Source organism: Cupriavidus sp. SK-4 (assembly GCF_000611125.1).
Classification (GTDB): Bacteria; Pseudomonadota; Gammaproteobacteria; order Burkholderiales; family Burkholderiaceae; genus Cupriavidus; species Cupriavidus necator.
The window spans coordinates 27,216-53,544 of sequence record NZ_JFJW01000159.1; the positions used below are offsets into that span (position 1 = coordinate 27,216).

A 26,329-nucleotide genomic window follows, 5' to 3' on the forward strand; every position below is an offset into this window, starting at 1 on the left:
TTGGCGGGTTCAAAGTACCGGCAGCGGCAGGTCGTGCACGTGGCCGAGGCCGCCGATGCGCTCCAGGTAGGCCGCTTCGCTCGCGCCCACCACCTCGTCGCGGTAGGTGCGGAAGCCGTCCTCGGCCTCGGCGCCGGCGCAGTACGCCTTCAGCGCGGGCAGGTCCCAGCCATAGGCCGGCGCACAGGAAGTGGGATGGGCGCCGCCAGGTGCGTGCACCACGCCGCTTACCAGCGAGCGCTCGAAGGCGTTGTTGCGCGCGCGCGCCAGGTCTTCGTCCTCCAGGCGCGGGTGCAGCGTTTCGCAGCTCACATAGCAGCGGTGCGCGGCGCGTGCGAACCATTCATCGAAGAACGGATCGGGGCCGTCGATGCGGGTGTTGCCGAGCACATCGCTGTCGTTCACGTGCAGCAGCGCGGCATCGAGCTCGATCGCCGGCATCGCCACCAGCACTTCGCCGTCGGCATAGGGCGAGCGCACCGTCTTCAGCTGGGGATTCATGTCCAGCACGTCGGTGCCCAGCGCGGCGCGCGTCGGCAGGAACGGCAGGCGCGCGGCCGCCGCGCGCAGGCCCAGCTGCAGCATGCCTTCGTCAAGCTCCGTCACTTCCAGCACGCCGCGCTCGCGCGCCCGGCGGAAGTAGGGCTCGAGCGGAATCACGTCGAGCGAGACGAAGCCGAACACCAGCCGGCGCACCTTGCCGGCCGCGCACAGCATGCCCACCTCGGGGCCGCCGTAGGCGACCACGGTCAGGTCCTTCAGTGGCGAGCGCAGGATCTCGCGCACCAGCGCCATCGGCTTGCGGCGCGGGCCCCAGCCGCCGATGCCGATGGTCATGCCATCGGCGAGCTGGCCGACCACGTCGGCCGCGCTCATGGTCTTGTCGATTGTCTTGGTCATGGTGTGTTTAGCGGTATCCGATGCTGAAGTCGTGTCCCCACAGGCTGACGCGCGTGGCCTCGTAGGCGGCGTGGTGGCTCCAGTCCACCTCCAGGCCGCCGTGGCCGAACTCGAGGTCGAAGCCGCCGGGGGTCTTCATGTAGAAGGAAGTCATGCGGTCATTGCAGTGCTGGCCCAGCGTGGCCGAGAGCTTCACGCCGTGCTGCTGCACGCGGTCCAGCGCGCGGCCCACCTCGGCCATGTCCGGGACCTCGGCCATCACGTGGATGCAGCCGGCTTCCGACGGCATCTCGAAGATCGCCAGGCTGTGGTGGCGGGCGTTGCCGCAATGCAGGAAGTGGATGCGCTTTTCCGGCTCGGCCGGGTCGTTGGTAAAGCGCACGCGGAAGATGTCGGACAGGCCGAAACCCATCACCTCGCACAGGAAGGCATAGGTCTCGTCGAAGGCCGGCGCGGGCAGGACCGCATGGCCCGCCCCCATCGGGTCCGTGATGAAGCGCGGCACGCCCACCGGCGAGACAAAGCGCAGGAAGTCCGAGCGCATGCCCCAGGAGATCTCATGGCGGTTGCCCGAGGGATCGGCAAACCAGGCCATGGCCTGCACGCGGCGCTGTGCCAGTTCCGCGGCGCTGGCGTGCACGACCTCAACGTTCGCCTGGCGCAGCGTGTCGAGCGCATGGCGGTAGGCCGGCTCGTCGGCCAGCTCCCAGCCCGATGCCAGGTAGCGGTCGCGCGCTCCCGGCACCACCAGATAGCGGTAGTCGCGCTCGTCCATCTTCACGTACAGCGCACCGCCGGGGGCGCCGGAACAGGCCATGCCCAGCACCTGTTCGGCATAGTGTCGCCACTGGCCCAGGTCGGTGGACTCGACCACGATGTAGCCAAGCGCACGGATATCCAACATGCCGGTCTCCTCTGGTTCGATGTGGGTGTCGAAGTGGGCTGCGCTAATGCGGCAGCCCGTCGATGGGACCGATTCTTTCGCTTGCGGGCTGGGGGCACATCGTCCTGGCGGACTAGCTGGTCTGGGCGCTACAGCCGCGCATTGTTGCGATCTGGCCCGCCTGTGGCGACTGCGTTGGACCAGCCAGAAGCCGTGCCTGGCGGTGCGGCGTCCTCACGCTTTTTGGGTGGGGATGGCGGGCCTGTCGGATTTGCGTTGGCGGCCGGAGGTTGAAGGAAAGCCTCGTTATCCGTGGAAGTTCCAGCTCGAATTATGGCGAAAAAGCCACCATGAGCTGGATATTGTTCCTGAAATATAAGAACTATAACGAGGCCAAGTCGACAAGCAGGCTTTATTCCTTGAATATCGGAACTATTGACCAGACCAAGTAGGCCGACCCATAATTCTGATATCGTCGTAACAATAAGAAACCAGAGCCTGAACAACCGTTTGTTCCTGGGATATCAGAACTATGGCCAGAACCTTGCCGCGCGTGAATCCAGCTCCAGACCCGTTTGCCCGAGACCTCGCGGCCTTCGGCGCCCTGGTGCGAAACCGGCGGGCGCAAAGCGAACTGCGCATCGATGACGCTGCGGACATGCTTGGGGTCTCCAAGGATGTGCTGTCCAGACTCGAAAACGGCCGGCCAGTCAGTTTCGACAAAGTGTTCCAGATCCTGAACGGCCTTGGGCTGAACCTGCTGGTCCTCACCAGGCAGGAAACGGACGATGCGCTCCGAGCTTTGCGCCCGGACTCGCCGGAGGCATTCTGATGGCACATTTGCTGCGGGTCTCAAACAACGGCGACGCCGTTGGCCTCCTGGGCTTCGACGCGCCGGCGGATAAGTACACGTTTGCATACGACCCGAACTGGCTGCGCAGCAAGCAGGCGTTCTCGCTGTCGCCGCACATCGCGCTACGCGGTGGGGAGCCGGCTGCCGGCGCCGTGCAGCGCTTTATCGCCAACCTCCTGCCGGAAGGACGCGCACTGGATGTGGCGTCCTACATGTTCCAGGTATCGAAGAGCAATACCTTCGGCCTGATTCGCATGCTCGGCAAAGAGCCCGTGGGGGCGCTGAGCTTTCTTGCCCTTGATGATGACGCGCCAGGCGACGAAGCCCCGCGCAAGGCCCAGGTCCTGGAGCCCATCAGGCGGGTGATAGCCAACGAAGAGCTGACCGAGCGCATTCGCGACCGCGATGCGGTTCCGTTTCCCGTCTGGGACGGGAAAGTGCGCCTGTCCGTGGCCGGCTACCAGGACAAGCTGCAGGTAATGGTGGAAGGCGAACAGCTCGCCCTGGTCGAAGGCTCGCTCAGCTCCACGCACATCCTGAAGCCCGAGTCGCGCAGCCACCTGTCTCCGTGCATGGTAGCCAACGAGCATTTCTGCATGACGCTTGCCAGGCGGATGGGCTTGCCCGTGGCGCCAGTGGAGCTTCGTCGGATTCCTGAGCCGATCCTGCTGATCGAGCGCTTCGACCGGATTGTGAAGACCGACCCGGACAGCCCGGGACGGATCAAGCAAGTGCTGCGCCGGCATGTCATTGACGGTTGCCAGGCCCTCGATTTGCCAGTCTCGTTCAAGTACGAGCGCAACTTTGGCAATACGCTGGACGTGCAGAACATCCGGGAAGGCGTCAGCTTCCAGAAGCTTTTTTCGCTGGTACCGCATTTCGACCTGCCAGCTGCCGCGACGACTTTCCTGGTGAGGTGGGCAATACTGCAGTTGCTCATCGGCAATAGCGACGCCCACGGCAAGAATGTCTCATTCTTTGTCCAGGGACGGACGATTCGGCCTGCCCCGCTCTATGACCTCGTTTCGGTCAATGTCTATGGCGACCATGTCGAGCAAGACATGGCGATGGCGTACGGCGATGCATTCCGGCTCGAGGAGGTCACGGCCTTCGAGCTGGCCGCCTTCGCACACCGTACGGGTACGCGGCCGGCATTCCTCGCCCGCGAGTTGAAGCGCATGGCCACCATGGCGCTGGACCTGGCTCCGAAGCAAGCCAGTGCGGACTTGTACATCGGTGAAGAAAGAGCGTTGGTGAAAGAGGTCTCCGACTTCATTTGCACCCAAGCCACGCACCTCCTCAAATGGGCGCCCATGGTGCCCAAGGTCGACACGAAACTCCTTTGACGAACGCATGCGTGGCTAGTCCGAACGAGCGATGTGCCGCCCCACCCGCACCGCACGCTTGAAGCCTGACCAGCCCTGGCGCTCAGCCGAGCGTCACGACACTGCTCAGCAGCATGCGCACCAGCGTGGCCTGCCGCGTGACCCCGGTCTTGGAGAAAATCGCGCGCAGGTGGGCGCGCGCCGTGTTCTTGCTGGTGCCCAGCGCCTCGGCGGCTTCGTCAAGCGTCATGCCGTCGGCAAGCACCAGTGCCAGCGCGGTTTCGGCCGGCGTGAGGTCGAACAGCTTGCGCACCACCTCGTGCGAGGCGCGCGACTTGCGCTCGGGATCGCGGATAAAGACCGCGCAGGCCGGGCGATGGCGGTGGTCTTCCGACCATTCGCTGAGCGGAATGGTGCGGATCAGCACGCCCAGCTTGCCGCGCCCCGAGGGGCGGGTGATCGACATGGCCTCGGCCAGCGCCGGCGCGCTGCCGTGGTGCCCCATCTGGGCGCGGCGCAGCAGGTACTGGAACTTGCGGCTTTCCTGTGCGTAGGCGATCTCGAAGTTACCGCCATTGAGGCGGATGCCGTCGTTCTCCGCCAGGATCTCGTCGGCTTCCGCATTCTTCTTCAGGATTGCGCCGGCTGCGTCGAGGATGACCATGCCCACCAGCATGCGGTCGATCGCGCCCGCATAGAGGCTGCGCTCCGATTCGACCACATCCAGCCTGGAATGCAGCCGGACCGCGCGCCTCAGGTGCGGCAGGATGGTGGCACACGCCGCCTTGTCCACCTCGGAGAAGTCCTGCGCGTCGTGCTGGCGGCAGACGCGCAGCCGGCACTCGACCCCGTCTTCGGTGCGGATGTCCGCGCCCAGCAGGTAGCGCACGCCAAGCGGCTGCAGGAACTGCCGGTAGATCTCGCTGCGGCACCAGTTGCCGGCGCCCATCGCTTCGTCGACCGTCACGGCCCGGTCGGTGGGCAGGTTGATAAAGGGATCGATGGCGTAGTAGTAGGTGTTGTACGACGCCTCGGCCTCCAGCGAAGTGCCGTCCTGCGACGCGTGCACCGCGATGCCACTGCGGTCGCTCGCGGGTGAGCGCAGGATGAAGCTCACATAGCTGGCACCAAGTTGCTTGCGCAGCATTTCCAGCGCGCGGCCCCAGGGCACGGGTTCCATCGGCCCTTCGTAGACCGCCGCCAGCAGCGCGCTGAAATGCGGCAGGCTCAGTCCGGACTGCGCAAACCAGGGCGACGCCACCTCTTGCGCCTCAACGGTCGCCATCAACATTGTCTGTCTCCTGTTTCCACACCCCATGCGTGGACTGACCGGTGCTCTGCGGCACCTGGGCAGCGCAGATTATAGGGAGGCTGCCTGCCGATGTCCGGCGCGCAGCGCTCTTGTTTGCCCTGGTTTGCGCCCTCTCAGTGTTTTCCCTGACCTGCAATCGGACGATGCCCGTCGCGCCTGCCGCCGATCAAATGGCTGCACACCACAGTGCAACCGAAGGAGAACGACTCAGATGGATTTCACCGACAAGACCGTGCTGGTCACCGGCGGCGGCGCCGGCATCGGGCTCGCCACCGCGCAAGCCTTCCTGGAACAGGGTGCGCGCGTGGCGCTGATCGAGATCGACGCACAGCGCGCCGAGCAAGCCCGCGCGCTGCTGGGCAAGCCCGGCACGGAAGTTCTGGTGGTACAGGGCGATGCCACCGATGCCGGCACCGTGCGCGAACTGGCTGCGCAGGTCGAACAGCGCTTCGGCGTGCTGGACGTGCTGGTCAACAACGTCGGCGATTTCCTGCGCATCGCCAAGCCGTTCGAGCACTATGCCGACGACGAGATCGCCAGCCTGTACGCTGCCAACCTGGGCCACGTCTTCACCGTCACGCGCGCCATGCTGCCGCTGCTGCGGCGCAGTGCCGCCGGCAGCATCGTCACGGTGTCGTCGATCGAGGCCTTTCGCGGCATTCCGTACTGCAGCGTCTACGGCGCCTTCAAGGCCGCCATCACCGGCTTCACGCAGAGCCTGGCGCTGGAGCTGGCGCCGGCGGGCATCCGCGTCAACCTGATCGCCCCCGAGACCACCGAAACGCCGCAGGTTCCGGTGTCGCAGATGGTCGCGCCGGAACACCAGCACCATATCCCGCGCTGGATTCCGCTGGGCCGCTTCGGTACGCCGCGCGACATTGCCGACGGCATCCTGTTCCTGGCCGGCCCGCGCGCGGCCTGGATCACCGGCACGGCGCTGCATGTCAACGGCGGCGCCCTGGCCGCGGCCGGCTGGTATCGCGACCCCAAGGGCGCGTGGACCAACATGCCGGTCATCGGCGGCAACGGCATGAACCTCTGATGGCCGCGCACCGCGGCCACACCACCCCACCAAGGAGACAAGCATGAAGATACTGATCGTCGGCGGCACCGGCATGATCGGGGGCCACGCGGCCCTGCACCTGCGCAGCCGCGGGCACGAGGTCACCATCGCGGGCCGCAATCGCCCCGCGCCCGGCACGGCGCTGGGCGGGCTGGACTTCCTGCGCTGCGACTACATCGCCAACGATGTGCCGGCCGCGCAGCTCGGCGCCTTCGACGCGCTGGTCTTCGCCGCCGGCAACGATGTGCGCCACGTGCCGCCTGGCGGCGACGAAGCCGCGCACTGGGAACGCGCCAACATCGAGGGCGTGCCGCGTTTCCTGCGCGCGGCGCGCGCTGCCGGGATCCGGGTCGCCGTCCACGTCGGCAGCTTCTACCCGCAGGCGCAGCCGCGGCTGGCCGAGGACAACGCCTATATCCGCTCGCGCAAGCTGGCCGACGAAGCCGTGCGCGCGCTGGCCACCGACGCCTTCCGCGTGAGCAGCGTGAACGCGCCGTTTGTCGTGGGCACGGTGCCGGGCATGACGGTACCGATGTTCAAGGCCTATACCGACTACGCGCGCGGCAACTTTGCGCCGATGCCGGATTTCGCGCCTCCCGGCGGCGTCAATTTCATCTCGGCCACTTCGCTCTCGGAAGCCATCGAAGGCGCCCTGTTGCGCGGTGAAAACGCCAAGGCCTACCTGGTAGGTGACGAGAACCTGTCGTTCCAGGACTATTTCGGTGCCTTCTTCCGCGACGCGGGCCGCCCGGTGCCGCCTGTCATCGACCAGGAGCACCCCTTGCTGCCGGACTCGGCCATCTGCTTCGGCCGGGGCAACACCCTCTACTACGAGCCGGATGCGGCCGAGACCGCCCTGCTCGGCTATCGCCGCCGCGACATCCTGCGCACGGTCGGCGAGATCGTGACGCAGTACAGCTAGCCTGGCGCCGCGGCGGCCTGCTTGCGCGGGCCGCCGCAGCGGGCCTTACAGCCCCGAGATCAACTGCGCGTTATCGATGCGCAATTCCGCGCCATTGATAAAGCGCGACGCGTCCGAAGCCAGAAACAGGACCAGGTTGGCCACATCCTCCGGCTGGCACATGCGTGCCATCGGGTCGGTGCCGATACCAAGCGTGGCCGGATCCAGGTCCGGCACCAGCGCCTGCGTCATCGGCGTCCAGACACCATCGGGATGGATCGAGTTGCAGCGGATCCGGTAGCCGTTCTGCTTGCAGTGCACGGCCACGCTGCGCGTCAGCGCGGTAACGGCGCCCTTGGCGCCGCTGTACGCGCACATCATCGGCAGCCCGCCCAGCGCCGCCACCGACGACATCACCACGATGGAGCCCCCGGCGGGGTTGCCCTTCATTGCCTGCACACCGAACCTGCAGCCCAGGAAATAGCCGTCGGCATTGACGCGCATGACCTGCCGCCAGCTGTCGAGCGAGGTTTCCTCGATCGACCCGAGCGGACAGATGGCCGCATTGTTGACCAGCACGTCGAGCCGGCCGAAGCGGTCCTGTGTGGCGGCCATGGCCTTGCGCCAGTCCTCCTCGCTGGCAATGTCGTGGCGCACGAACATGGCCGCATCCCCGATCTCGCGGGCCAGTGCCTGCCCGGCGTCCTGGTTGACATCGCTGATGACCACGCGCGCGCCTTCTGCCGCCAGCAGCAGCGCGTCGGCGCGCCCGACCCCGCTGGCCGCACCGGTCACCAGCGCAACCTTGTCCTTGACTTGATGCATCGTTTCTCTCCTTGGGTTGCCGGCTTCAGCCGGCTTCGGGAATCCTGCCGGCCAGCACGGCCTGCAGCGCGGCGTGGCCATACACCGCAGCCACGGTTTCATCGAGGATGGGATTGCCGCGCAGCTCGCTGCCACCGTCCACGGCGATGCTCTGTCCGGTCACCCAGCCCGATTCCGGCCCGGCCAGGTAGCGCACCGCGCTGGCAATGTCGTCCGGTTCTCCGGCGCGGCCCAGCGGCATCTGCGCGACGAACTTGTCGAGCATGGCCGGGTTGTCGAACATCGGCCCGGTCGCGCCGGAGCGGGTGAGCCCCGGCCGCACCGCATTGACGCGGATGCCGCATCCCGCCAGCTCCTCGGCCGCGGCGCGCACGAACGCTTCCAGTCCCGCCTTGGCGGCGCAGTACGCCGACAGCCAGCGGCAGGTCATGCGCGCCGCGTTCGACGAGATACAGACGATGGCGCCGCCATGCGGCGCCATCAGCGGCGACGCGTGGCGCACCGCCAGGAATGCGCTGGCGAGGTTCAGCTCCAGCTCCGCCATCAACGAGGCCGCGTCATGCATCAGCAGCGGACGGAAACCGCCCCCGCCAACGGTCGCGACCACGATATCGAGGCGCCGCTCCAGCTCCCAGGCCTTCTGCAGCGCGGCCTGCACGTCATCCTCGCGGCAGGCGTCGCCGACGCTGATTGCCACGGTGGCGCCGGCCACCTGCGCGCACAGGCTGCGCCGTGCCGCTTCCAGCGCTTCGCGCCGCCGCCCCATGAGGACCACCGCCGCGCCGTCGCGCAGCAGCGCCAGCGCGCTGGCCGCACCGATGCCGCCGGCGCCGCCGGTGACGAGGGCCGTCTTGCCTTCCAGTACACGGGTCGTCGTCATCATGCCCCCCGCAGCGGCAGGTCCTGCGTCCAGTCCACCACCAGCTCGCGCGCGGCAATGCGCCACTGGCCGCCGCGCCGCACGAAGCGGTCCTGGTAGCGGATGCCCCAGTCCAGCTTGCGCGGCGCGCCGTCCTGCTCGTACAGGTGGTTGGCCACGCAATAGGTCTCGCCGGTCGCGGTATCGCCATCGACTTCGACCAGTTGCTGGTGCACGTGATGCTGCGTGGCGCTGTACTGGCCGAGCGATGCCATGCCGTCAGCAATCGCCTGCGCTCCGTCCATGCGGAAGCCCGGCCCGCTCAGCCATGCGTCCGCCGTGAACAGCGCAGCCAGTTTCGGAAAATCGCGCCGGTCCACCGCCTGCGCATAGCGGCAGGTCAGGGCATGGATGGCTTCTTTGCACTCCAGTTCAGACATGGCCAGTCTCACTCCTTGTTGTGACCGCCGTTGCCGCGATACGGCGCGCGGGCGGTCGTTGGGATGGGGACTATCGTCGGCCTTGCCGCGCCGGGGGCCATCGTCCACGTGGAGTATCCGGACCGGGTAGCGCTTAGTCCGAACGAAGGATGTAACGACGCCGCGCCCGCCCCAAGCTTCGATGACATCAATGACACAGGAGACACACATGAAGCAGGCGGAACAGGCCATCGTCGCGGTCGTCACGGGCGGCTCGCGCGGTGCCGGCAAGGGCATCGCGCTGGCGCTCGGTGCGGCGGGCGCTACGGTGTACGTGACCGGACGCACCGAGCAGGAAGGCAGCGCGCCGCTGCCCGGCACCATCCACGCCACGGCGCGCGAGATCGATGCGCTGGGCGGGCGCGGCATCGCGGTCGCGTGCGATCATCGCGACGATGCGCAAGTGGCGCATCTGTTCGCGCGTGTGCGCGAGGAATCCGGTCGGATCGACATCCTGGTCAACAATGCGACCTTCCTGCACGACGAGCTCATCATGCCGGGGCCGTTCTGGCAGAAGCCGCTGGAGATGGCCGGGATTCTCGACGTGGGCCTGCGCTCAGGTTACGTGGCCAGCTGGCATGCCGCGCCCATGATGGCCGCGCAGGGCCGCGGGCTGATCGTGTTCACCTCGTCATTTGGTGCCAACTGCTATATGCACGGTCCGGCCTACGGCGCGCAGAAGGCTGGCATCGACAAGTTCGCGCACGACATGGCGGTCGACCTGCGGCCCTACGGCGTCGCGGCGGTGTCGCTGTGGATGGGGCCGCTGCGCACGGCGCGCACGCTGCGGGTATGGGAGAAGCATCCGGACAAGTACGCGGGATTCGCGCCGGTGGCGGAGACGCCGGAGTTCACGGGGCGGATTGTTGATGCGCTGTATCGCGATCCCGCGCTGATGGATAAGTCCGGCCGCGTGCTGATCGGCGCCGAGGCGGCGCTGGCCTATGGCATCGTCGATGCCGAGGGGGTGCAGCCGCCGTCGTACCGGCAGGCACTGGGCGGGCCGCCGCCTGTGCATCCGGCGATTGTGGAATAGGAATTGGGCGCGCGCGAGCGCTGGAACTTGCCACCACCTCTCGCGTACGCACCCCTCTCCCGCGAAGTGGGCGAGGGGTGGGGGTGAGGGCTGGAGCTTCAACGAAGTAAAGCCGTCGGTATGCCAGCGCCTACCCTCACCCCTGCCCCTCTCCCGCAAGCGGGAGAGGGGAGCAAACCGTCGCCGCAAGCGCTTCCTCTACGCGCCCTCCGACAACAAACCCGTCGTAAACACCGTCGACCGGATCATCCACGCACCATCAACCCGCACATACTCATCTGCATAGCGCCCGGTCAGGAACGTACGCGAACCACTGGCATCATCCAGCGCCAGGTAAGCCAGATCCCAGCTACCCTGCGCCGTATTCTCATCCAGCACACGGATATCCCCCTGCCCCGCAAAATGCATCTCCCGCAGCGTTGGCCGGCAAGCCAGCTCCGCAAAGCACTGCACCAGCGCCTCGCGCCCCGCAAAGCTGCCGATCCGGTCATAGTGGATATGCGCGTTGTCCGGCACGAAGCAGGCGCGCATCGCGTCAGGATCCTTGTCATCGCAAGCGCGCAGGTAGCGCAGCTTGAGCGCGCGGATCGCCTCCGCGGCTTCCAGCCGCGCGACGCGGTCGGCAATGGCGGCAATGTCGGTCATGATCGGTTCCTTGTACATCAGGCTTCACGCAACTGGTACTTCAACACCTTGCCTGCCGCGCTGACCGGCAGCGACGTCACGAACAGCACCTCGCGCGGCACCTTGTAGTTGGCCATGTGCCGGCGCGCCCAGGCGATCAGGGTTTCGGCGTCCACGCGCGCGCCGTGGCGCAGCACCACGTAGGCACGCCCCACTTCGCCCAGCCGCTCATGCGGCATGCCCACCACCGCCACCTGGGCCACGGCCGGATGCGCCACCAGCAGCTTCTCCACCTCCGCCGGGTAGCAGTTGAAGCCGCCCACGATAAACATGTCCTTGATGCGGTCGGTGATGCGCAGGTAGCCGCGCGCATCGAGCGTGCCGACATCGCCGGTATGCAGCCAGCCTTCGCTGTCGATGGCTTCGGCGGTGGCTTCGGGCAGGCCGAAGTAGCCCTGCATCACGTTGTAGCCCCGCACCAGCACCTCGCCCGCCTCGCCGGTGGCGGCCGGCTGCCCCTGCCCATCGATGCAGCGGATCTCGATGCCCGGCATGGCGCGGCCGGAGGTGGCGGCGACGGTTTCGGCGTCGTCGCCGGCGCGGGTCAGCGTGGCAAAGCCGCACGATTCGGTCAGGCCGTAGCCGGTGATGATGGTGTCGAAGCCCAGTTCGTCGCGCATGCGCTGGATCAGCGCCGGCGCGATCGCCGAGGCGCCGGTCACCGCGACGCGCAGCGACGACAGGTCGAACTCACGCAGGCGCGGCGCGTTGAGCAGGGTCTGGTAGAGCGTCGGCGGTCCGGGCAGCACCGTGATGCGTTCGTTCTCCACGCGCGTCATCACGGCCTCGGCGTCGAACACCAGGTGGGGCAGCACCGTGGCCCCGCGCGACAGCGCGGCGAGCCATCCGGCCTTGTAGCCGAAGGTATGGAAGAACGGATTGACGATCAGGTAGCGGTCGCCCGGCCGCACCCCGGTGATTGCGGCCCAGCCGTCGATGGCGCGCAGGTTCTGCGCGTGGGCGGTCATCACGCCCTTGGGGCGCCCGGTGGTGCCCGAGGTGAACATGATGTCCATCAGCGTGTCGCCGCGCACCCCAGCCTCGCACTTTGCGAACGCCGCCATGTCCGTCTGTGGCGCCAGCGCGAGGAAGGCTTCCCAGGCCAGCTCGTCGGGGCCGGGCGTGCGGCCCTGCCCGGGGCGCAGGATCAACAGCCGCTCCAGCGTGGCGGGGCGGTGCGGCGCCAGCATCTGCGGATAGCTTTCGCCGAGGAAAGCGTCGACGCAGAACAGCAGGCGCGCGCCGCTGTCGGCCAGCACGTCACCGGCTTCGGCGCCCTTCATGCGCGTGTTGAGCGGCACCAGCGCCGCGCCTATGCTGTGCGTGGCCAGCGCCGCGATGATCCATTCGGAGAAGTTGGGCGCCCAGACGGCAACCCGGTCGCCGGGCTGCGCGCCCAGCGCCATCAGCGCCCGGGCCGCCTGTATCCGGCTGGCGTCGAGCGCGGCGTAGGTGAGGCGTAGCCCGTCTTCCTGGATGGCGATGCGCTCGCCGTGGCGCCTGGCCGCGCGCCGCACCAGCTCGGGAATGGTCGCGGCAATGTCGTCGTTGGCGGCGGCGAGATCGAGGTCGAGGCCGGCCGGTGCCGCAATGGCGTCGATGATGTCAGATGGGGTCATGTCAATCCGGGAACTTCAGGTGGATTTCGGCGCTGGACGGGCGGGCCTGGCAAGCCAGGGTCCAGCCCGCCTCCAGGTCGGCACGGTCGAGCACATGGTTCTCGCCGAGCGTCACGTCGCCCTGCGTCACCTGGCACATGCAGGCGCCGCACAGCCCGGCGCGGCAGGAATTGGGCGCGGCCACGCCGGCGCGCTGCAGGGCGTCGAGCACGGTTTCGTCCGGCGCCACGCCGACGTGGTGGGTCTCGCCGTCGAGCTGCACGGTCAGTTCTGCGCCGCGCATCGCGGGCGCGGGAGACGCTGGGACGGTGTCCCGCGCGCTGGCGGCCCCGCTTGCCGGCGCCTTTGCCGTCGGCCCATCGGGCAAGGACACGAAGCGCTCCACGTGCAGCTGCCCGCGCGGCACCCCCAGGGCCTGCAGCGCGGCCTGGGCGCCGTCCATGAACGGGCCGGGCCCGCACACAAAGCATTGCGCCATGCTCCACGGCCGCACCAGTTCCTCGATCTGGCGCTGCGTGGGCGGCCCCTGCACGCTGTCGAGCCAGTGGATCACGCGCAGCCGGCCAGGGTGGCTGCGCGCCAGTTCCGCAAGCGCCTCGCGGAAGATGATGGAGCGCTCGTCGCGGTTGGCATAGACCAGCGTGACCGCGCCGCGCCCGTGGCGCAGCGCCGCCTTGGCGATCGACAGCACCGGCGTGATGCCGCTGCCGCCGGCCAGCAGCAGGAAATCGCCATGCAGCGCGGGCGGGGTGAACACCCCGGCGGGCGGCATCACCTCGACCGTATCGCCCGCGCCCAGGTGATCGCAGATCCAGTTGGACACGCGCCCGCTCTGCACGCGCTTGATCGTCACGCGCAGGGCGTTGTCCACCTCAGGCGTGCTCGACAGCGAATAGCAGCGCTGCAGCGGCACGCCGTCCACGGGCACGCGCAGGGTCAGGAACTGCCCGGGACGGTAGGCAAACGCATCGCGCAGGCCGTCCGGTAGCGCGAATACCAGCGAATGCGCCTGGTCCGTTTCCGTGACCACTTCGGCGATCTGCAGCCGGTGGAATTGCACTGGCGCCATGATGTCCTTCTTCTGCTTGAGGGCGGGGTCAGGCCACGCCCATGATGGTCTGCGCGTTGTCGATGCGCAGTTCCGCACCGTTGATAAAGCGCGATTCGTCGGAGGCCAGGAACAGCACCAGGTTGGCCACGTCGCGCGGATGGCACATGCGCTGCATCGGTTCGGCGCCGCCCACCTCCTCCGGCAGGGCCGTGGCACCGCCCGGCAGGAAGGCCGCGGTCATCGGCGTGAGGATGCCGTCCGGGTGGATCGAGTTGCAGCGGATCCGGTAGCCGCTCTGCTTGCAGTGCCCCGCTACGGCGCGCGTGAGCGCGGCCACCGCGCCCTTGCTCGCGCTGTAGGCGCAGAACGCGCCCATGCCGCCCAGCGCCGCCACCGACGACATATTGACGATGCTGCCGCCGCCCGCCTTCATCGCGGCCACGCCGTACTTGCAGCCGAGGAAGTAGCCGTCGGCGTTGATGCGCATCACGCGCTGCCATTGCTCGAGCGTGGCGTCCTCGACCGAACCCAGCAACAGGATGGCGGCATTGTTGACCAGCACGCTGGGCGCGCCGAATTGCTTTTCGGTGCGCGCCATCACCTGCTGCCAGCCGGCTTCGCTGGCGATGTCATGCGGCACGAACAGCGCGGTTTCGCCGATCTCGCGCGCCAGGGCGTGGCCCGCTTCCTCGTTGAGGTCGGTCAGCACCACGCGCGCGCCCTCGCGCGCCAGCAGCAGCGCGTCTTCCTTGCCGACGCCGCTGGCGGCCCCGGTGACGATGGCGATCTTTCCTTCAGTACGTTGGCTCATGGGTGGTCTCCTCGTTGGTGTGTGCCTGCCGGTCGCCGGCAGGCTGTCGTGTCAGGTGGCGGCCCGCGTTGCGCCCCGACCAGATGCAGTCGGCAAGCGACAGGCCGCTTACGTAATGGTTGGATGCGATGCCGACGGCAGTGCGGCCCACGGCGTAGAGCCCTGGAATGGGTGCCCCGCCAGCGGCGGCCAATACACGGCCACTGGACTCTTCCACCGACAATCCGCCCAGCGTGATGGCAGGACACGGAAAGACGCGGCTGTTGGCCGAGATGTCGATGGCAAGCCACGGCCCGGTTTCGAGCGACGCGCACATCGGCGCCGACTTGCCGGCCGGATCGGGGATCTCGCCCCGGGACGCGGCGTTATAGGCATCGACGGTAGCCCGCAGCGCCGCGCCGGGCATGCCCAGCTTGCTGGCAAGCGCTTCGAGGCTGGCGGCGCGCCGCGCCCCCGCCAGCATCNNGCCAGCATCAGCAGCGCCGCGGGCAAGGCCTGGAAGGCCCACAGCCGGCCGCCCAGGCATTCGCGCAGGGCGGCGCGCGCCAGTTCGCGGTTCAGGACCAGCCAGGCCCGCCCGCCGTGCCGTTCGCAGATGGCGTGGCCAAGGGTCGCGCCGTAGGTTTCCTCGTTGCCGATGCGCGCACCCTGCGCATCGACCACGCAGCCGCGCGCCCAGTCGAACGGCGGATTGATGAAGCGCCATGCCGAGACCCGCTCCAGGTGCCGCGTGGCCGCGCCCGCCGACTCGCCAAGGCGGATGCCGCTGCCATCGCAGCCGGTCGTGCCAAGGCGCCAGGTCTGCAGGTACTTGCCGGCGTGGCGCGCCACCATGGCGCGGTTGAAGATAAAGCCGCCGGTGGCCAGCACCACCGCGCCGGTGCGCACCGCAACCGGGCGCGCATGGCGCAGTTCCAGTTGCAGCACGCGCTCGCGCAGCAGGTCGGCCAGCGCAGGCGCTGCGTTGTGCAGGCGCTCGGCCAGGCGCGCCAGGCGGGCGTGGCGCTTCTGGTGGCGTCCCGGCGGCAGCTGCCACAGCTCGATGCCGACGACCGCGCCGTCCTTGTCGAGAATCAGCCGCCGCGCCGCGGTCTGGCGCATCACCGCCACCTCCGGCCGGGCCTGCACGGCGGCGCGCAGGACGGCGTACAGCGTGCGGCCGGACATGCCGGGGCCTTTCACGCGGTGGCCGCGCGGCGCGGGCGCGGCGTGTTGCGCGTAGGCAGCGACCGCTTCGTTGCCGGAGTAATAGAGGTAATAGGGCTGCGCCGGATACGAGGTCTTGCGCGGCGGCACGGTGGCGGCAAAGCGCACGCCCAGGCCTTCCAGCCAGCCGATCATGTCACGGCTGCACTGGCAGAACGCCTGCAGCGTGGCATCGCTGACGACCCCGCCGGTCTCCTGGCGCAGGTAGTCCGCCATCGCCTGCGGTGTATCGGCATAGCCCGCGGCTGACTGGTAGGGCGTGCCGCCACCCGCGTAGACCACCCCGCCGCTCTTGGCGCTGGCGCCACCGCCTTCGAAGCGTTCCGCAACGATCACGCGCGCGCCGCCATGCGCGGCTTCCAGCGCGGCGCAGGCCCCGGCAGCGCCGAAGCCCACCACCACGGCATCGCAGGCGGCCTGCCACGGGTGGGCGTCCGGATCGTCGAGGCGCAGCGGCGCGTGGACCGGCGTGGCGGAATCGGGCGGAGGGTACATGCTGGCTTGCGCTCCCGGCTTATGCCGAACACAGTGCGCCAAGCGGCGCGGACGTGGTATAGGCACCGTCGACATAGACCAGCGGCGACACCTCGCCGGCCAGCTTTACCTCGCGCAGGCGCCCGATGAAGACCGCGTGCGTGCCGTAGTCGAAGCGGCCATCCTGCTGGCACACCAGGTTCGCCTGCGCGTCGCGCAGGCACGGCACGCCAAGCAGGTCGTCCTCCCACTCGCCACTGGTGAAGCGTTCCTCGCCCTTGAGCCGGCCGCTGCAGTCCACCGCGATATCGCGGTGGTCGGCTGCCAGCAGGTTGATGCAGAAGTCCGCGCCGGCATCCAGCGGCGGGTAGATCGAAGAATTGCGGTTGATGCAGATCAGCAGCGAAGGCGGGTCCGCGGACAGCGAATCGACTGCGGTCACGGACATCGAATAGCGGCGCTCGCCATGGCGGCAGCTGATCACCGCCACCGAGCGCGCCATGCGGCGCATCGCCATCAGCATGTCATCGCGCAATGCGGTGCTGGGTTCGGGGTTGGCGCTCATAAGGCCTCCTGTACGGTTTGAGCATGGGGCGCGGCGGCAGGCTGGCGCGCGTTCTGCGAGAGCACGTCGGCAGCGATAAAGCCGAAGGTCATGGCCGGGCCCAGGGTGGAGCCCGCGCCGGGATAGCTGGTGCCCATCATCGAGGCACTGGTATTGCCGATGGCGAACAGTCCGGCGATGGCGCTGCCGTCGTCGCGCAGCACGCGCGCGCTGGCGTCCGTCACCAGGCCGCCCTTGGTGCCGATGTCGCCGGCATCGATGCGCACGGCGTAGAACGGCGCCTTGCCGATTGGCGCCAGGCACGGGTTGGGCTGCACTGCCGGGTCGCTGTAGTAGGTATCGAACAGGTTGTCGCCCTTGCCGAACTCCTCGTCCACGCCGGTGGCCGCATAGTGGTTCATGCGCGCCACGCTGTCGGCCAGACCGCCGGCATCGACACCGATCCGCTGCGCCAGCTGCGCCAGCGAGTCGGCGCGCACCAGGATGCCGGACAGGCTTGCCGGAATGCTGCGGTCCGGCATGACCGAGCCGGGCAGGATCGGCCCGCACGGGTATTTGTGGCGGAAGGTGGCGTCGAACACCATCCACGCCGGCACGCTGCTGCCGGTCTTCTCGTGGTCGCGGTACATGGCGGGAACGAACTCGGAATACGGCGCGGCCTCGTTGACGAAGCGCCGGCCCTGCCCGTTCACCACCAGGCAGCCGGGCATGGCGCGTTCGATAAAGAGCGCGCGCTGCTTTTCCTCGCCCTGCACATGCACGGTGGGTGCGCCCCAGACGTGGGACATCAGCGCCACGCCGGCGCCGGCGGCCTGGGCGGCGCGGATGCCGTCGCCGGTGTTGTTGGGCGGGGTCGCGCTCCAGGCGGCCTGGGTCGGTTGCGGCAGGTACTGTTCGCGCATGGCCTGGTTGCGCTCGAAGCCGCCGGCCGCCAGGATCACGCCGCGCAGCGCGCGGATCTCCACCACGCGCCCGTCCTGCACCGCGCGCACGCCGCGCACGGTGCCGTCCTCGACGATCAGGTCCTGCAGCGCGGTGTCGAGCCACAGCGGAATCGCGCGGTCCATCATGGCCCGCCGCAGGCCGCCGACCAGGCTGTTGCCGAGCGTGAGCCGGCGGTCTCGCCGGGTCTTGCGGCGCCAGCCCAGGTCGAGCCAGTAGCGGGCAAACTGGCGCACCGCCAGGCCCAGCCAGCCGGGCGCGCGGCACAGCAGCGCATGCGCCTCGGCCGAGGTCACGGCCACGCGCCCGCCCACCAGCGTGCCCGGCGACGGCGGGCCCCCACCCCCCGGAGCCCCCCCCCCCCCCCCCCAGCGTGCCCGGCGACGGCGGCCGCAGCCGCGCGAATTCCTCGCGCAGCTGCGCGCCGTCGAACGGCATCGGGTCGAGCGCGCGGTAGCCCGGCATCGCGCCCGGAACCTTCTGGAAGTAGTCCGCGTAGCGCGGCAGCGTGTAGTAGCGCACGCCGGCCTGCTGCTCCAGGTACTGGAGCATGCGCGGCGCCTGCTCAAGATAGGCGCGCACGCGCTGCGGATCGCCGTGCTCGCCGGCGCACGCCAGGATGTACTCCAGCGCCGTGGCGTAGTCGTCGCGCCCGCCTGCCGGCGCGATATGGTGGTTGAGCGGAATCCAGATGCCGCCGCCGGACACCGCCGAGGTGCCGCCGTACTGGCTGCTCTTTTCCAGCACCACCACCGACAGTCCGCGGTCCGCGGCGCGGCAGGCGGCCAGCATGCCGCCGGCGCCCGAGCCGACCACCACCACGTCGAACTCGCTGGGCTGCATGCGCGCTCTGCTCTGGCTCATATTGGATCTCCGTGCGGCGCGCGGCTCAGATGAAGAAGTCAGTGTTGGCGCGGCCCATCATCACGCCGCCCAGGTTCTGGCCGAAGCGGTCCAGGTTGTTGGCGTAGTGGGCGCGGGCCGCATGCAGGTCGAGGAAGCGGCGCACCATCGGGTTGCTGCGGTAGATGCCGTTGCCGCCGGCATAGCGCAGCAGGCCGTTGGCCAGCTGCGCGCAGCGCTCGGCCACTTGCGCGGACTGGTAGCGGAAATGCAGGCGGCGCGGGGTCTGCACCTGGCCGCCTTCACGCGCAACGGCCAGCAGCTCGTCGAAATTGCGCTCAAGGATGGTCCGCATCTCGTCGATGGCGACCTGCGCGTTGGCGCAAGCCATCTGCGCGCCGCCGTCTTCCGCGGTCTTGCCGCCACCGTTGCTGCTGACGCGGCCGTCGGCATAGGCGACAAAGTCATCGAGCGTGCCTTCCAGCGCGCCGATGCAGGCGGTGCACACCGCGCGCACGAAGATCTGCGCGAACGGCAGCCGGTACAGCGGCGCGTCATTGACCGCCAGCCCCGGGCTGGTGCCCATGGCGCCATCGACGGCGCGGTGGGTGCGGTAATCGGGCACGAACACGTCCTCGACCACGATATCGTGGCTGCCGGTCGCGCGCAGGCCCAGCACATCCCAGTTGCGCACGATCTTGTAGTCGGAGCGCGGCAGCAGGAAGGTGCGGTAGTCATAGGCGCCGCCCGGCTCCGCCGGCGGCACCAGCCCGCCCAGGAAGATCCAGTCGCACAGCTCGCTGCCGCTGGAGAACTTCCAGTGGCCGGAGAAGCGATAGCCGCCTTCCACCGGCGTGACCTTGCCCACCGGCATATAGGTCGAGGCGATCAGCGTGGCAGGGTTGCTGCCCCACACTTCCTGCTGCGCGCGCTCGTCGAACAGCGCCAGCTGCCAGTTGTGCACGCCGACCACGCCATAGACCCAGGCGGTGGACATGCAGCCCTTGGCCAGCGCCATCTGGATGCGGAAGAAGGTCTGCGGATCGAGTTCGTAGCCGCCGTGGCGGCGGGGCTGCAGCACCTTGAAGAAGCCCGCGGCCTGCATGTCGGCAATGGTCTCGGCGGGAATGCGCGCTTCGGCCTCGGCCTGCGCTGCGCGCTCGGCCAGCACCGGAATCATCTGCTCGGCACGCGCGATCAGGCGTGCCGCCAGTTCCTTGGGATTGTTGTCGTGATGCACCGCGGTCTCCTTGTTGCTATGTCGCTTTGTCTTGGGCTGGCATCGATGTTTGCACCGGCGGGGCGGGGTGCCATCGTCTGTTGGGACTAGCTATGTGCTTCAGGCACCTTTCAACTTCCGCTTGCCTGCCCCCTCTCCCGCAAGCGGGAGAGGGGCGAAAACCTGCAGCTGCGTAANGGGGGGAGAGGGGCGAAAACCTGCAGCTGCGTAATGTGCCTCAGGGTCCTCCAACTTCCGCTTGCGTGCTCCCTCTCCCGCTTGCGGGAGAGGGGCAGGGGGGGGGGGCGGGGGCGGGGGGGGGGAGGGTCGGGAAGGAGAGGGGGGCGGTGGCATACCGCAGGCTTTACTTCGCAGGACACGCCCGCCCTCACCCCAACCCTCTCCCGCAAGCGGGAGAGGGGAGCAAACACGCGGGGAAGCAAACCCTCAAGCCAGCGCGCGCAGCTTCCGTCCCTGCTTGCGGAAGTGCGGGATCACGTGCTCGCCGATATTGCGGATGGTTTCCAGCTGCGCCCACTGCGGCACCGTGCCCATCTGGCAGATGAACAGGATCTCGTCGGCGCCGGAATCGATCAGGCGCTGCACATAGCCGATGCAGTCCTCGACGGTGCCGTAGGCATGGTTGGGGTTGAGCATCATCATCGACGGGTCGCTGAAATCCACCGAGACCTTCTCTGAGGCGAACTTCGTGTTGATGACAGCCTTGCCCTGCGCGTCCGTGGCGGTGACATGCTCGTCGTCCCAGGTGGACGGGTCGGGCCGCTCGCCACCGGCATACCAGTACGACAGCGACTCCATGAAATAACGCTGGCCCTTGATGCCGATCTTGCGCGCGGCCAGGCCGTCTTCCAGCACGATGGTCGGGCACAGCGCGGCCAGGTGCTGGTGCGGGCGGAAGCCCACCTGGTCCTCAGGCTTGCGGGTCTCCCACGCGGCGCGGTAGATCTCGTTCTTCTTGGCGACATCCTCGGGGCCGCCAAAGCCGAGCACCAGTGCGCCCATGCCGCGCGCGCCGGCGCGCTGCAGGGTGTCAGCATTGGTGCAGGCCAGGTACATCAGCGGGTGCGGGTCCTGGCGCGGCTTGGGGTGAATCGGGCGGCGCGGGATCTTGATGAACTCGCCGTCGTGCTCGATCTCGTCCTGCGTCATGATCTTCGGGATCAGGTACATCGACTCGTCGATCATCGGGTGCAGGCTGTTCAGGTCGTAGCCGAAGGTGCCGGCCTCCTGCTGGGTGCCGCCCTTGCCCACGCCGAAGTGCACGCGGCCGCCGGACAGGATGTCCAGCGTGGCGATGCGCTCGGCCACCTTGACCGGATGGTTCATCGCCGGCGGCAGGCACACCACGCCGTGGCCGATGCCGATGCGCTGCGTGCGCCCGGCGACGAAGGCCAGGAAGGTTTCCGGCGCGCTCATGTGCGCATAGTTGGTCAGTGCGGTGTGCTCGACCGCCCAGACCACGTCAAAGCCCATGTCCTCGGCCAGCACCACCTGTTCCATGATTTCATCGAACACCTTGTGGTCGCCGGCACGCGAGGCATCGACGGTCTGGGCTTCATAGATCAGTGAAAAACGCATTGCAGTCCCCTTGTCTGGCAGTGATGGTTCAGGACCGCCGCCGGGGCGCCGCCCGTTGCCGCGCCACCGGCCCGAAACGGCCTGTGTGATCGCAGTGTGGTCGGCGCAAGGCGTTGCAACATCGTCTGATTGGATTATGAACAGGACATGGAGCATCCCTATCATTGGCCACGGGCATCACGCCCGCTTTCACCAGGAGGATCAGGACATCATGCAAGCCAGGCTGCTGCTTTACCCCGTCGCGGACATCGACACCGCGCTGCCGTTCTTCACGGAAGGACTCGGACTACCGGTGAAGTTCCGCGACGGAAACCGCTATTGCGCGCTCGACGCGGGCGCGCTGACGCTGGCGCTGGTGGCCGGCGAGGAACGCCTGGTGGACCAGCCCGCGCTGGCCTTCAAGGTGGATGAGGGTGACGATATCGCCGCGGCGATGGCGCGGCTGATGGATGCCGGTGCCAGCGTGACGCTGCCCGCGGCGCAGGGGCCGCATGAGACGCGCGCGGTGCTGGAAACGCCGGAAGGCTTTGCGCTGGTGCTCAGCGCAAAGCCCTGACGTGCGTTACGTGGCTTAGCCGAGAGAAATCACGCTGCTCAGCAGCATGCGGACCAGCGTGGCCTGCCGGGTCACGCCGGTCTTGGAGAAGATCGCCCGCAGGTGCGCGCGCGCCGTGTTCTTGCTGATGCCGAGCTCGTCCGCGGCCTCATCGAGCGTGAGCCCGTTGGCCAGCTGCAGCGCCAGCTGCGTCTCCGCCGGGGTGAAGTCAAAGAGCTGGCGCACCACCTCGTGCGATGCCTGCGAGCGCCGCTCCGGGTCGCGGATGAACACCACGCAGGCGGGGCGCTTGCGGTTGTCCTCGGACCACTCGCTGAGCGGGATGGTGCGGATCAGCACGCCCAGCCTGGCGCTGCCGGACGGGCGCGTGATCGACATCGCTTCCATCAGCGCCGGCGTGGTGCCGAGGTGGCCCATCATGGCCTGGCGCAGCAGGCGCTGGAACTTGCGGTTCTCCTGGCCGTATTCCACGTCCAGGCTGCCTTTGGCGACACGGATGCCATCCTTGGCGCCCAGGATTTCATCGGCGGCGGCATTGGTCTTGATGATGGTGCCGGACTCGTCCAGGATCACCATCCCAACCAGCATGCGGTCGATAGCGCTGGCATACACGGTGCGCTCGGATTCAACCACGTCGATGCGCGAGTGCAGGTCCACCGCGCGCTTCAGGTGCGGCAGCAGCGCGGTGCACAGCGCCTTGTCCGCGGCGGAGAAGTCGCGGCCGTCATGCTCGCGGCACACGCGGAAGCGGCATTCGACACCGTCATCGGTACGCAGGTCCGCGCCAAGGATGTAGCGGATGCCGATGTCCTTGAGGAACTGCTGGTAGAGCTCGCTCTGGCACCAGGCGCCGGGCCCCAGATGCTCATCGATGGTCACCACCCGGTCCGACGGCAGGCCGATGAACGGGTCGAGCGCGTAGTAGTAGTTGTTGTAGGAGGTCTCGCCCGGCAGGGTCGAGCCATGCTCGGACGCATTGATCATCAGCCCGGGCCGGTCCGTGGCCGGCGAGCGCAGGATCAGGGTGCAATAGTTGGCATTGAGCTGGCGGCGGATCTGTTCCAGTGCCTTGCCCCAGGGCACCTGCTCCATCGGGCCCTGGTAGATATTGCCCAGCAATGTGCTGAACTCCGACAGCGACACCGTCGCCTGCGCGAACAGGTGTGCGGCCGCCTGGTTCTGGCTAACCTCCATCAGCATTTCCTCTGTCTCCATTGTGGCGTGCGCAGCGCTTCGGACGTGCCGGGTCGGCGCTGGCCTGCTACGGGCTCTGTGGCCCTTTTTTGTGCCCTGATTATAGGGACGGCGTAGGGGTCGCGGCTTGCCCCCGCCTTCATGGTTTGCCCTAGGCAAGACCGGCTAAAACACGCTGGCCGGACTAGTCCTGCGGGACAGGCCAATCCTCACGCGCCGGCGGGCCGAACACATACTCCAAACAGACTAAGGACAGACCCATCCCGGCCTATCGAGGGCAAACCCCTAGACACCATGTGACGCCGCCCTCCTACCCAAACAGACGATGCCGTGCCGCCGCGCTGCCGCTACAAGTCAGCCATGCGCGGCGATCCCCGCCGCCTTCTTTTCACGGAGAAACATGACCATGGCGGCAAACCCGCGGCAGCAGGCCGCAGTGATCACCGGAGCGGCCAGTGGCATCGGCCGCGCGCTCGCGCAGGCGCTGGCAGCACAAGGCTACGCGCTGGCGCTGGCCGATATCGACGCCGGCGCGCTTGAAGCGGTGCGCGAGGCGCTTGCCGGCCAGGGGGCAAACGTCATCGCCATCCCCACCGACGTCTGCGACGCGCGGCAGATCGAGCACCTGTGCGAGGAAAGCTTCCTGCGCCTGGGCCGTGTCGACCTGCTGGTCAACAACGCCGGCGTGCTCGTCACCGGCCGCTGCTGGGAGCTGCCGCCGGAAGTGTTCGACCACGTGATGCGCGTCAACCTGTGGAGCGTGCTGCACGCGCTGCGCTGCTTCGTTCCGCGCATGGCGGCGCAAGGCGCGGGCCATATCGTCAACGTGGCCTCGATGGCCGGCCTCGCCGTGGGGCCTTGGCTGGCTCCCTACACGCTGTCCAAGCAAGCGGTAGTGGCGCTCAGCGAAGGGCTCGCGCTGGAGCTGCAGGCCGCGGGCCTGCCGCTGGGCGTGTCCGTGGTCTGCCCGGGGCCGGTGGCCACCGGCATTGCTGCAGGCCTGGACGGCGGCGGCGCGCAGGAGGTAGACCATATGAACGGGGCGCTGCGCAGCGGCATTGCCGCCGGCATGACGCCGGACGCGGTCGCGCGCTACATCCTGGACGGGGTCTCGGCCGGCCAGTTCTGGATCCTGCCGCACGAGCAGGCCGTGCATGCGGCGCTGGCGCGCGCGCAAGGCATTGCCGCCGGCACCGCGCCGGCGTTCGCGCTCTGACACTGATTTCCCCACCGCAATCCAGGAGACCCCATGCCGCTCGATCCCCAGGCCCGCGCCGTGCTTGAAGCCATGGCCGCCATGCCCAGCCCCGACTTTTCCACCCTGCGCGCCGCCGACTACCGCGCCGCGCTGGCAGCCATGCCCGCGTTCGCGCCCGGCGACACCATCGCCGCGCAGCAAGACCTGACTATCGATGGCGCCGCAGGCCCGCTGCAGGCCCGCCTGTACCGGCCCGACGACAGCACGGCACTGCCGCTCGTGGTCTACTTCCATGGCGGCGGCTTCGTCCTCTGCGGCCTCGATTCGCACGACAACATCTGCCGCGGCCTGGCGCGCCGCAGCGGCGCGCTGGTGCTGTCGGTCGACTACCGGCTCGCGCCGGAGGCACGCTTCCCGGCAGCCGCCGACGACGCCGTCGCGGCCGTGCGCTGGGCCGCCGCGCATGCGGCGCAACTGGGCGCCGACCCGGCCCGCCTAGCCGTGGCCGGCGACAGTGCCGGTGGCAACCTTGCCGCCGTGGCCTGCCAGCAGTTGCACGGCAGCGGCATCGCGCTGCGGCACCAGCTGCTGCTCTACCCCTACCTGGACTGCAGCGACGCCGCGGCCGCCAGCGCCAGCTACCGCGAATGCGCGCAGGGCTACTTCCTCAGCGCCGCGGAACTGGACTGGTATCGCGCCCAGTACCTGGCCAACCCCGCCGACGCCACCGATGTGCGCGCCAGCCCGCTGCACCAGCGCGAGCTGCGCGGCCTGGCGCCGGCCACCATCATCACCGCGGAATACGACCCGCTGCGCGACCAGGGCGAGGCCTATGGCGAGGCCCTGCAGCGCGCGGGCGGCAGCGCCACCGTGCGCCGCTGGCCCGGCCAGTTCCACGGCTTTATCAGCATGCAGGGGATGATCGATGCCGCCAGCGATGCGCTGGATGCGGCCGCGGCATCGCTGCGCCAGGCCCTCGGCCGTACCAGCCGGAAGGAGGCAGCATGAGCGCCGCCACCACCCTGGCGCCGATGGCCGACGTGCTGGCGGCGCTGGCCGCGGGCCAGCGTGTGCTGGTGATCGAGGACGAAACCGACGAAGCCACCGGCTGCGTCCTGGTTGCCGCCGAGCGCGTCAGCGAGGCCGATGTCAACTTCATGGCCGCCGAGGCGCGCGGCCTGGTCTGCATGGCGATCACCGAGGCGCGCCGCGCGCTGCTGCAGCTGCCGCCGATGGCCGCAAACCACCGCCAGCGCGAGCGCTACACCGTGTCGATCGAAGCGGCCACCGGCGTCAGCACCGGCATCTCCGCCGCCGACCGCGCGCTCACGCTGCGCGTGGCGGCGGCAGCGCGCGCGCAGCCGCATGACCTGGTCCAGCCCGGCCACATCTTCCCGGTGGTGGCCCAGCCCGACGGCGTGCTGCGCCGCGCGGGCTTTGCCGAGGCCTGCTCCGACCTGCCGGCGCTGGCCGGGCGCGTCGCCGCCGGCGCCTATGCGATGCTGCTCGATGACGACGGCGACCTGCTGCGCGGCCCCGCCCTGCTGGCCTTCGCGCGGCACCACGGCCTGCCGGCGGTTTCGATCAGCGGGCTGATCCACCACCGGCTGCTGACCGAAAGCGCGCTGCGCCGCACGCACTCGACGGAACTGGCCACGCCCTTCGGACGCTTCACCGTGCACGCCTACCATGACGCGCCGGTCGATGCGCTCCATCTGGCGCTGGTGCTGGGCCAGCCCGATCCTGGGCAGCCGGTGCTGACACGCGTTCAGACCGTGGAAATGCAGCGCGACGTGCTGGGCTTCGGCACGCCGGCCCAGCCCGCGTGGAACCTGGAGCGTTCGCTCGCCCGCATCGGCGCCGAAGGTTGCGGGGTGCTGGTGCTGCTGGATGAACGTGAATCGCCGCAGCAGCGGCTGGACCGGCTGGGGG

Annotated in this window: 23 protein-coding genes and 2 pseudogenes; 9 read left to right on the top strand and 16 right to left on the bottom strand. The window is 68.7% G+C overall.

The genetic code is table 11. The annotated features are described in order from the left end of the window. Positions 1 to 9: 9 nt before the first annotated feature. Together CF68_RS31210 and CF68_RS31215 are read right to left on the bottom strand one after the other, a co-directional pair. Positions 10 to 900 (bottom strand): CoA transferase subunit A, encoded by an 891-nt coding sequence (locus CF68_RS31210; RefSeq protein ID WP_035826646.1) that lies wholly within the window; start codon positions 898 to 900, stop codon positions 10 to 12. A 7-nt stretch (positions 901 to 907) separates the two neighbouring features. Beyond that, the gene (locus tag CF68_RS31215) at positions 908 to 1,804 is read right to left on the bottom strand and encodes a VOC family protein (RefSeq protein ID WP_035826648.1); all 897 of its coding nucleotides are present in this window, start codon (positions 1,802 to 1,804) and stop codon (positions 908 to 910) included. Between the two features lie 511 nt (positions 1,805 to 2,315). Here CF68_RS31215 and CF68_RS31220 point away from each other — a divergent pair. Both CF68_RS31220 and CF68_RS31225 read left to right on the top strand, forming a co-directional pair. Beyond that, positions 2,316 to 2,615: a helix-turn-helix domain-containing protein gene (locus CF68_RS31220; RefSeq protein WP_051591778.1), complete on the top strand. Its 300-nt coding sequence runs from the start codon at positions 2,316 to 2,318 to the stop codon at positions 2,613 to 2,615. Further along, entirely contained in the window at positions 2,615 to 3,982 is a 1,368-nt protein-coding gene (locus CF68_RS31225; protein ID WP_035826651.1) for a HipA domain-containing protein, read from the top strand. The genes CF68_RS31220 and CF68_RS31225 overlap by 1 nt, the downstream gene beginning before the upstream one ends. Before the next feature lie 82 nt (positions 3,983 to 4,064). On the opposite strand, the gene CF68_RS31230 is transcribed toward CF68_RS31225, so the two are convergent. Continuing rightward, on the bottom strand, positions 4,065 to 5,252 hold the full coding sequence (locus tag CF68_RS31230; RefSeq protein WP_035826653.1) for a helix-turn-helix transcriptional regulator: 1,188 nt from the start codon (positions 5,250 to 5,252) through the stop codon (positions 4,065 to 4,067). 232 nt (positions 5,253 to 5,484) lie between these two features. On the opposite strand from CF68_RS31230, the gene CF68_RS31235 reads away from it, so the two are divergent. Together CF68_RS31235 and CF68_RS31240 are read left to right on the top strand one after the other, a co-directional pair. After that, positions 5,485 to 6,315 carry an SDR family NAD(P)-dependent oxidoreductase gene (locus CF68_RS31235; RefSeq protein ID WP_035826656.1) on the top strand — a complete coding sequence of 277 codons (831 nt, stop codon included), beginning with the start codon at positions 5,485 to 5,487 and terminating at the stop codon, positions 6,313 to 6,315. A 43-nt stretch (positions 6,316 to 6,358) separates the two neighbouring features. Continuing rightward, positions 6,359 to 7,258 (top strand): NAD(P)-dependent oxidoreductase, encoded by a 900-nt coding sequence (locus tag CF68_RS31240; RefSeq protein WP_035826658.1) that lies wholly within the window; start codon positions 6,359 to 6,361, stop codon positions 7,256 to 7,258. Between the two features lie 45 nt (positions 7,259 to 7,303). Here the strand turns inward: CF68_RS31240 and CF68_RS31245 are convergent, their stop codons facing one another. From CF68_RS31245 to CF68_RS31255, 3 genes are read right to left on the bottom strand one after another with little or no spacing between them, the layout of a single operon-like run. After that, entirely contained in the window at positions 7,304 to 8,062 is a 759-nt protein-coding gene (locus CF68_RS31245) for a glucose 1-dehydrogenase (protein ID WP_035826660.1), read from the bottom strand. A gap of 25 nt (positions 8,063 to 8,087) precedes the next feature. Next, on the bottom strand, positions 8,088 to 8,945 hold the full coding sequence (locus CF68_RS31250; RefSeq protein ID WP_084187559.1) for an SDR family NAD(P)-dependent oxidoreductase: 858 nt from the start codon (positions 8,943 to 8,945) through the stop codon (positions 8,088 to 8,090). Then, entirely contained in the window at positions 8,942 to 9,361 is a 420-nt protein-coding gene (locus tag CF68_RS31255) for a nuclear transport factor 2 family protein (protein WP_035826663.1), read from the bottom strand. The genes CF68_RS31250 and CF68_RS31255 overlap by 4 nt, the downstream gene beginning before the upstream one ends. Before the next feature lie 208 nt (positions 9,362 to 9,569). Here CF68_RS31255 and CF68_RS31260 point away from each other — a divergent pair, with 208 nt between their 5' ends. Further along, positions 9,570 to 10,436 (top strand): SDR family NAD(P)-dependent oxidoreductase, encoded by an 867-nt coding sequence (locus tag CF68_RS31260; protein ID WP_035826665.1) that lies wholly within the window; start codon positions 9,570 to 9,572, stop codon positions 10,434 to 10,436. A gap of 198 nt (positions 10,437 to 10,634) precedes the next feature. Here CF68_RS31260 and CF68_RS31265 read toward each other — a convergent pair whose 3' ends face one another. The 9 genes and pseudogenes from CF68_RS31265 to CF68_RS31305 all read right to left on the bottom strand — a co-directional run bounded on the left by CF68_RS31265 (position 10,635) and on the right by CF68_RS31305 (position 21,449). Further along, complete coding sequence (locus CF68_RS31265; RefSeq protein ID WP_051591779.1) at positions 10,635 to 11,099, bottom strand: nuclear transport factor 2 family protein; 465 nt, start codon at positions 11,097 to 11,099, stop codon at positions 10,635 to 10,637. Then, entirely contained in the window at positions 11,099 to 12,739 is a 1,641-nt protein-coding gene (locus CF68_RS31270) for a FadD3 family acyl-CoA ligase (RefSeq protein WP_035826667.1), read from the bottom strand. The genes CF68_RS31265 and CF68_RS31270 overlap by 1 nt, the downstream gene beginning before the upstream one ends. A 1-nt stretch (position 12,740) precedes the next feature. Further along, positions 12,741 to 13,808: a ferredoxin--NADP reductase gene (locus CF68_RS31275; RefSeq protein WP_035826670.1), complete on the bottom strand. Its 1,068-nt coding sequence runs from the start codon at positions 13,806 to 13,808 to the stop codon at positions 12,741 to 12,743. Positions 13,809 to 13,836: 28 nt separating this feature from the next. Next, the gene (locus CF68_RS31280; protein WP_010813994.1) at positions 13,837 to 14,601 is read right to left on the bottom strand and encodes an SDR family oxidoreductase; all 765 of its coding nucleotides are present in this window, start codon (positions 14,599 to 14,601) and stop codon (positions 13,837 to 13,839) included. Between the two features lie 466 nt (positions 14,602 to 15,067). Beyond that, positions 15,068 to 16,377 (bottom strand): annotated as a pseudogene (locus tag CF68_RS31285) (FAD-binding protein); the annotation flags it as partial. Beyond that, positions 16,322 to 16,846, bottom strand: coding sequence for a flavin reductase family protein (locus tag CF68_RS31290; RefSeq protein ID WP_035826672.1), 525 nt, complete (start codon positions 16,844 to 16,846; stop codon positions 16,322 to 16,324). The gene CF68_RS31290 and the pseudogene CF68_RS31285, both read right to left, overlap by 56 nt. Beyond that, a pseudogene (locus CF68_RS31295) lies at positions 16,843 to 18,652 on the bottom strand (FAD-dependent oxidoreductase). Before CF68_RS31295 ends, CF68_RS31290 begins: the two are co-directional and overlap by 4 nt. Before the next feature lie 25 nt (positions 18,653 to 18,677). Next, on the bottom strand, positions 18,678 to 19,871 hold the full coding sequence (locus CF68_RS31300; protein WP_035826674.1) for an acyl-CoA dehydrogenase family protein: 1,194 nt from the start codon (positions 19,869 to 19,871) through the stop codon (positions 18,678 to 18,680). 426 nt (positions 19,872 to 20,297) lie between these two features. Then, the gene (locus CF68_RS31305) at positions 20,298 to 21,449 is read right to left on the bottom strand and encodes an LLM class flavin-dependent oxidoreductase (protein ID WP_035826676.1); all 1,152 of its coding nucleotides are present in this window, start codon (positions 21,447 to 21,449) and stop codon (positions 20,298 to 20,300) included. Positions 21,450 to 21,660: 211 nt separating this feature from the next. On the opposite strand from CF68_RS31305, the gene CF68_RS31310 reads away from it, so the two are divergent. Then, complete coding sequence (locus tag CF68_RS31310; RefSeq protein ID WP_035826679.1) at positions 21,661 to 22,005, top strand: VOC family protein; 345 nt, start codon at positions 21,661 to 21,663, stop codon at positions 22,003 to 22,005. A 15-nt stretch (positions 22,006 to 22,020) separates the two neighbouring features. Here the strand turns inward: CF68_RS31310 and CF68_RS31315 are convergent, their stop codons facing one another. Further along, positions 22,021 to 23,205, bottom strand: a complete 1,185-nt coding sequence (locus CF68_RS31315) for a helix-turn-helix transcriptional regulator (RefSeq protein WP_010814001.1) — start codon at positions 23,203 to 23,205, stop codon at positions 22,021 to 22,023. Between the two features lie 400 nt (positions 23,206 to 23,605). On the opposite strand from CF68_RS31315, the gene CF68_RS31320 reads away from it, so the two are divergent. From CF68_RS31320 to CF68_RS31330, 3 genes are all read left to right on the top strand, one after another. After that, a complete protein-coding gene (locus CF68_RS31320; RefSeq protein ID WP_035826719.1) occupies positions 23,606 to 24,415 on the top strand; it encodes an SDR family oxidoreductase in 810 nt (269 codons plus the stop codon). Between the two features lie 33 nt (positions 24,416 to 24,448). Next, positions 24,449 to 25,405: an alpha/beta hydrolase gene (locus CF68_RS31325; protein ID WP_035826681.1), complete on the top strand. Its 957-nt coding sequence runs from the start codon at positions 24,449 to 24,451 to the stop codon at positions 25,403 to 25,405. Further along, the coding region (locus tag CF68_RS31330) for a 3,4-dihydroxy-2-butanone-4-phosphate synthase (RefSeq protein WP_369798930.1) at positions 25,402 to 26,329 on the top strand (928 nt) is incomplete at its 3' end. The genes CF68_RS31325 and CF68_RS31330, both read left to right, overlap by 4 nt.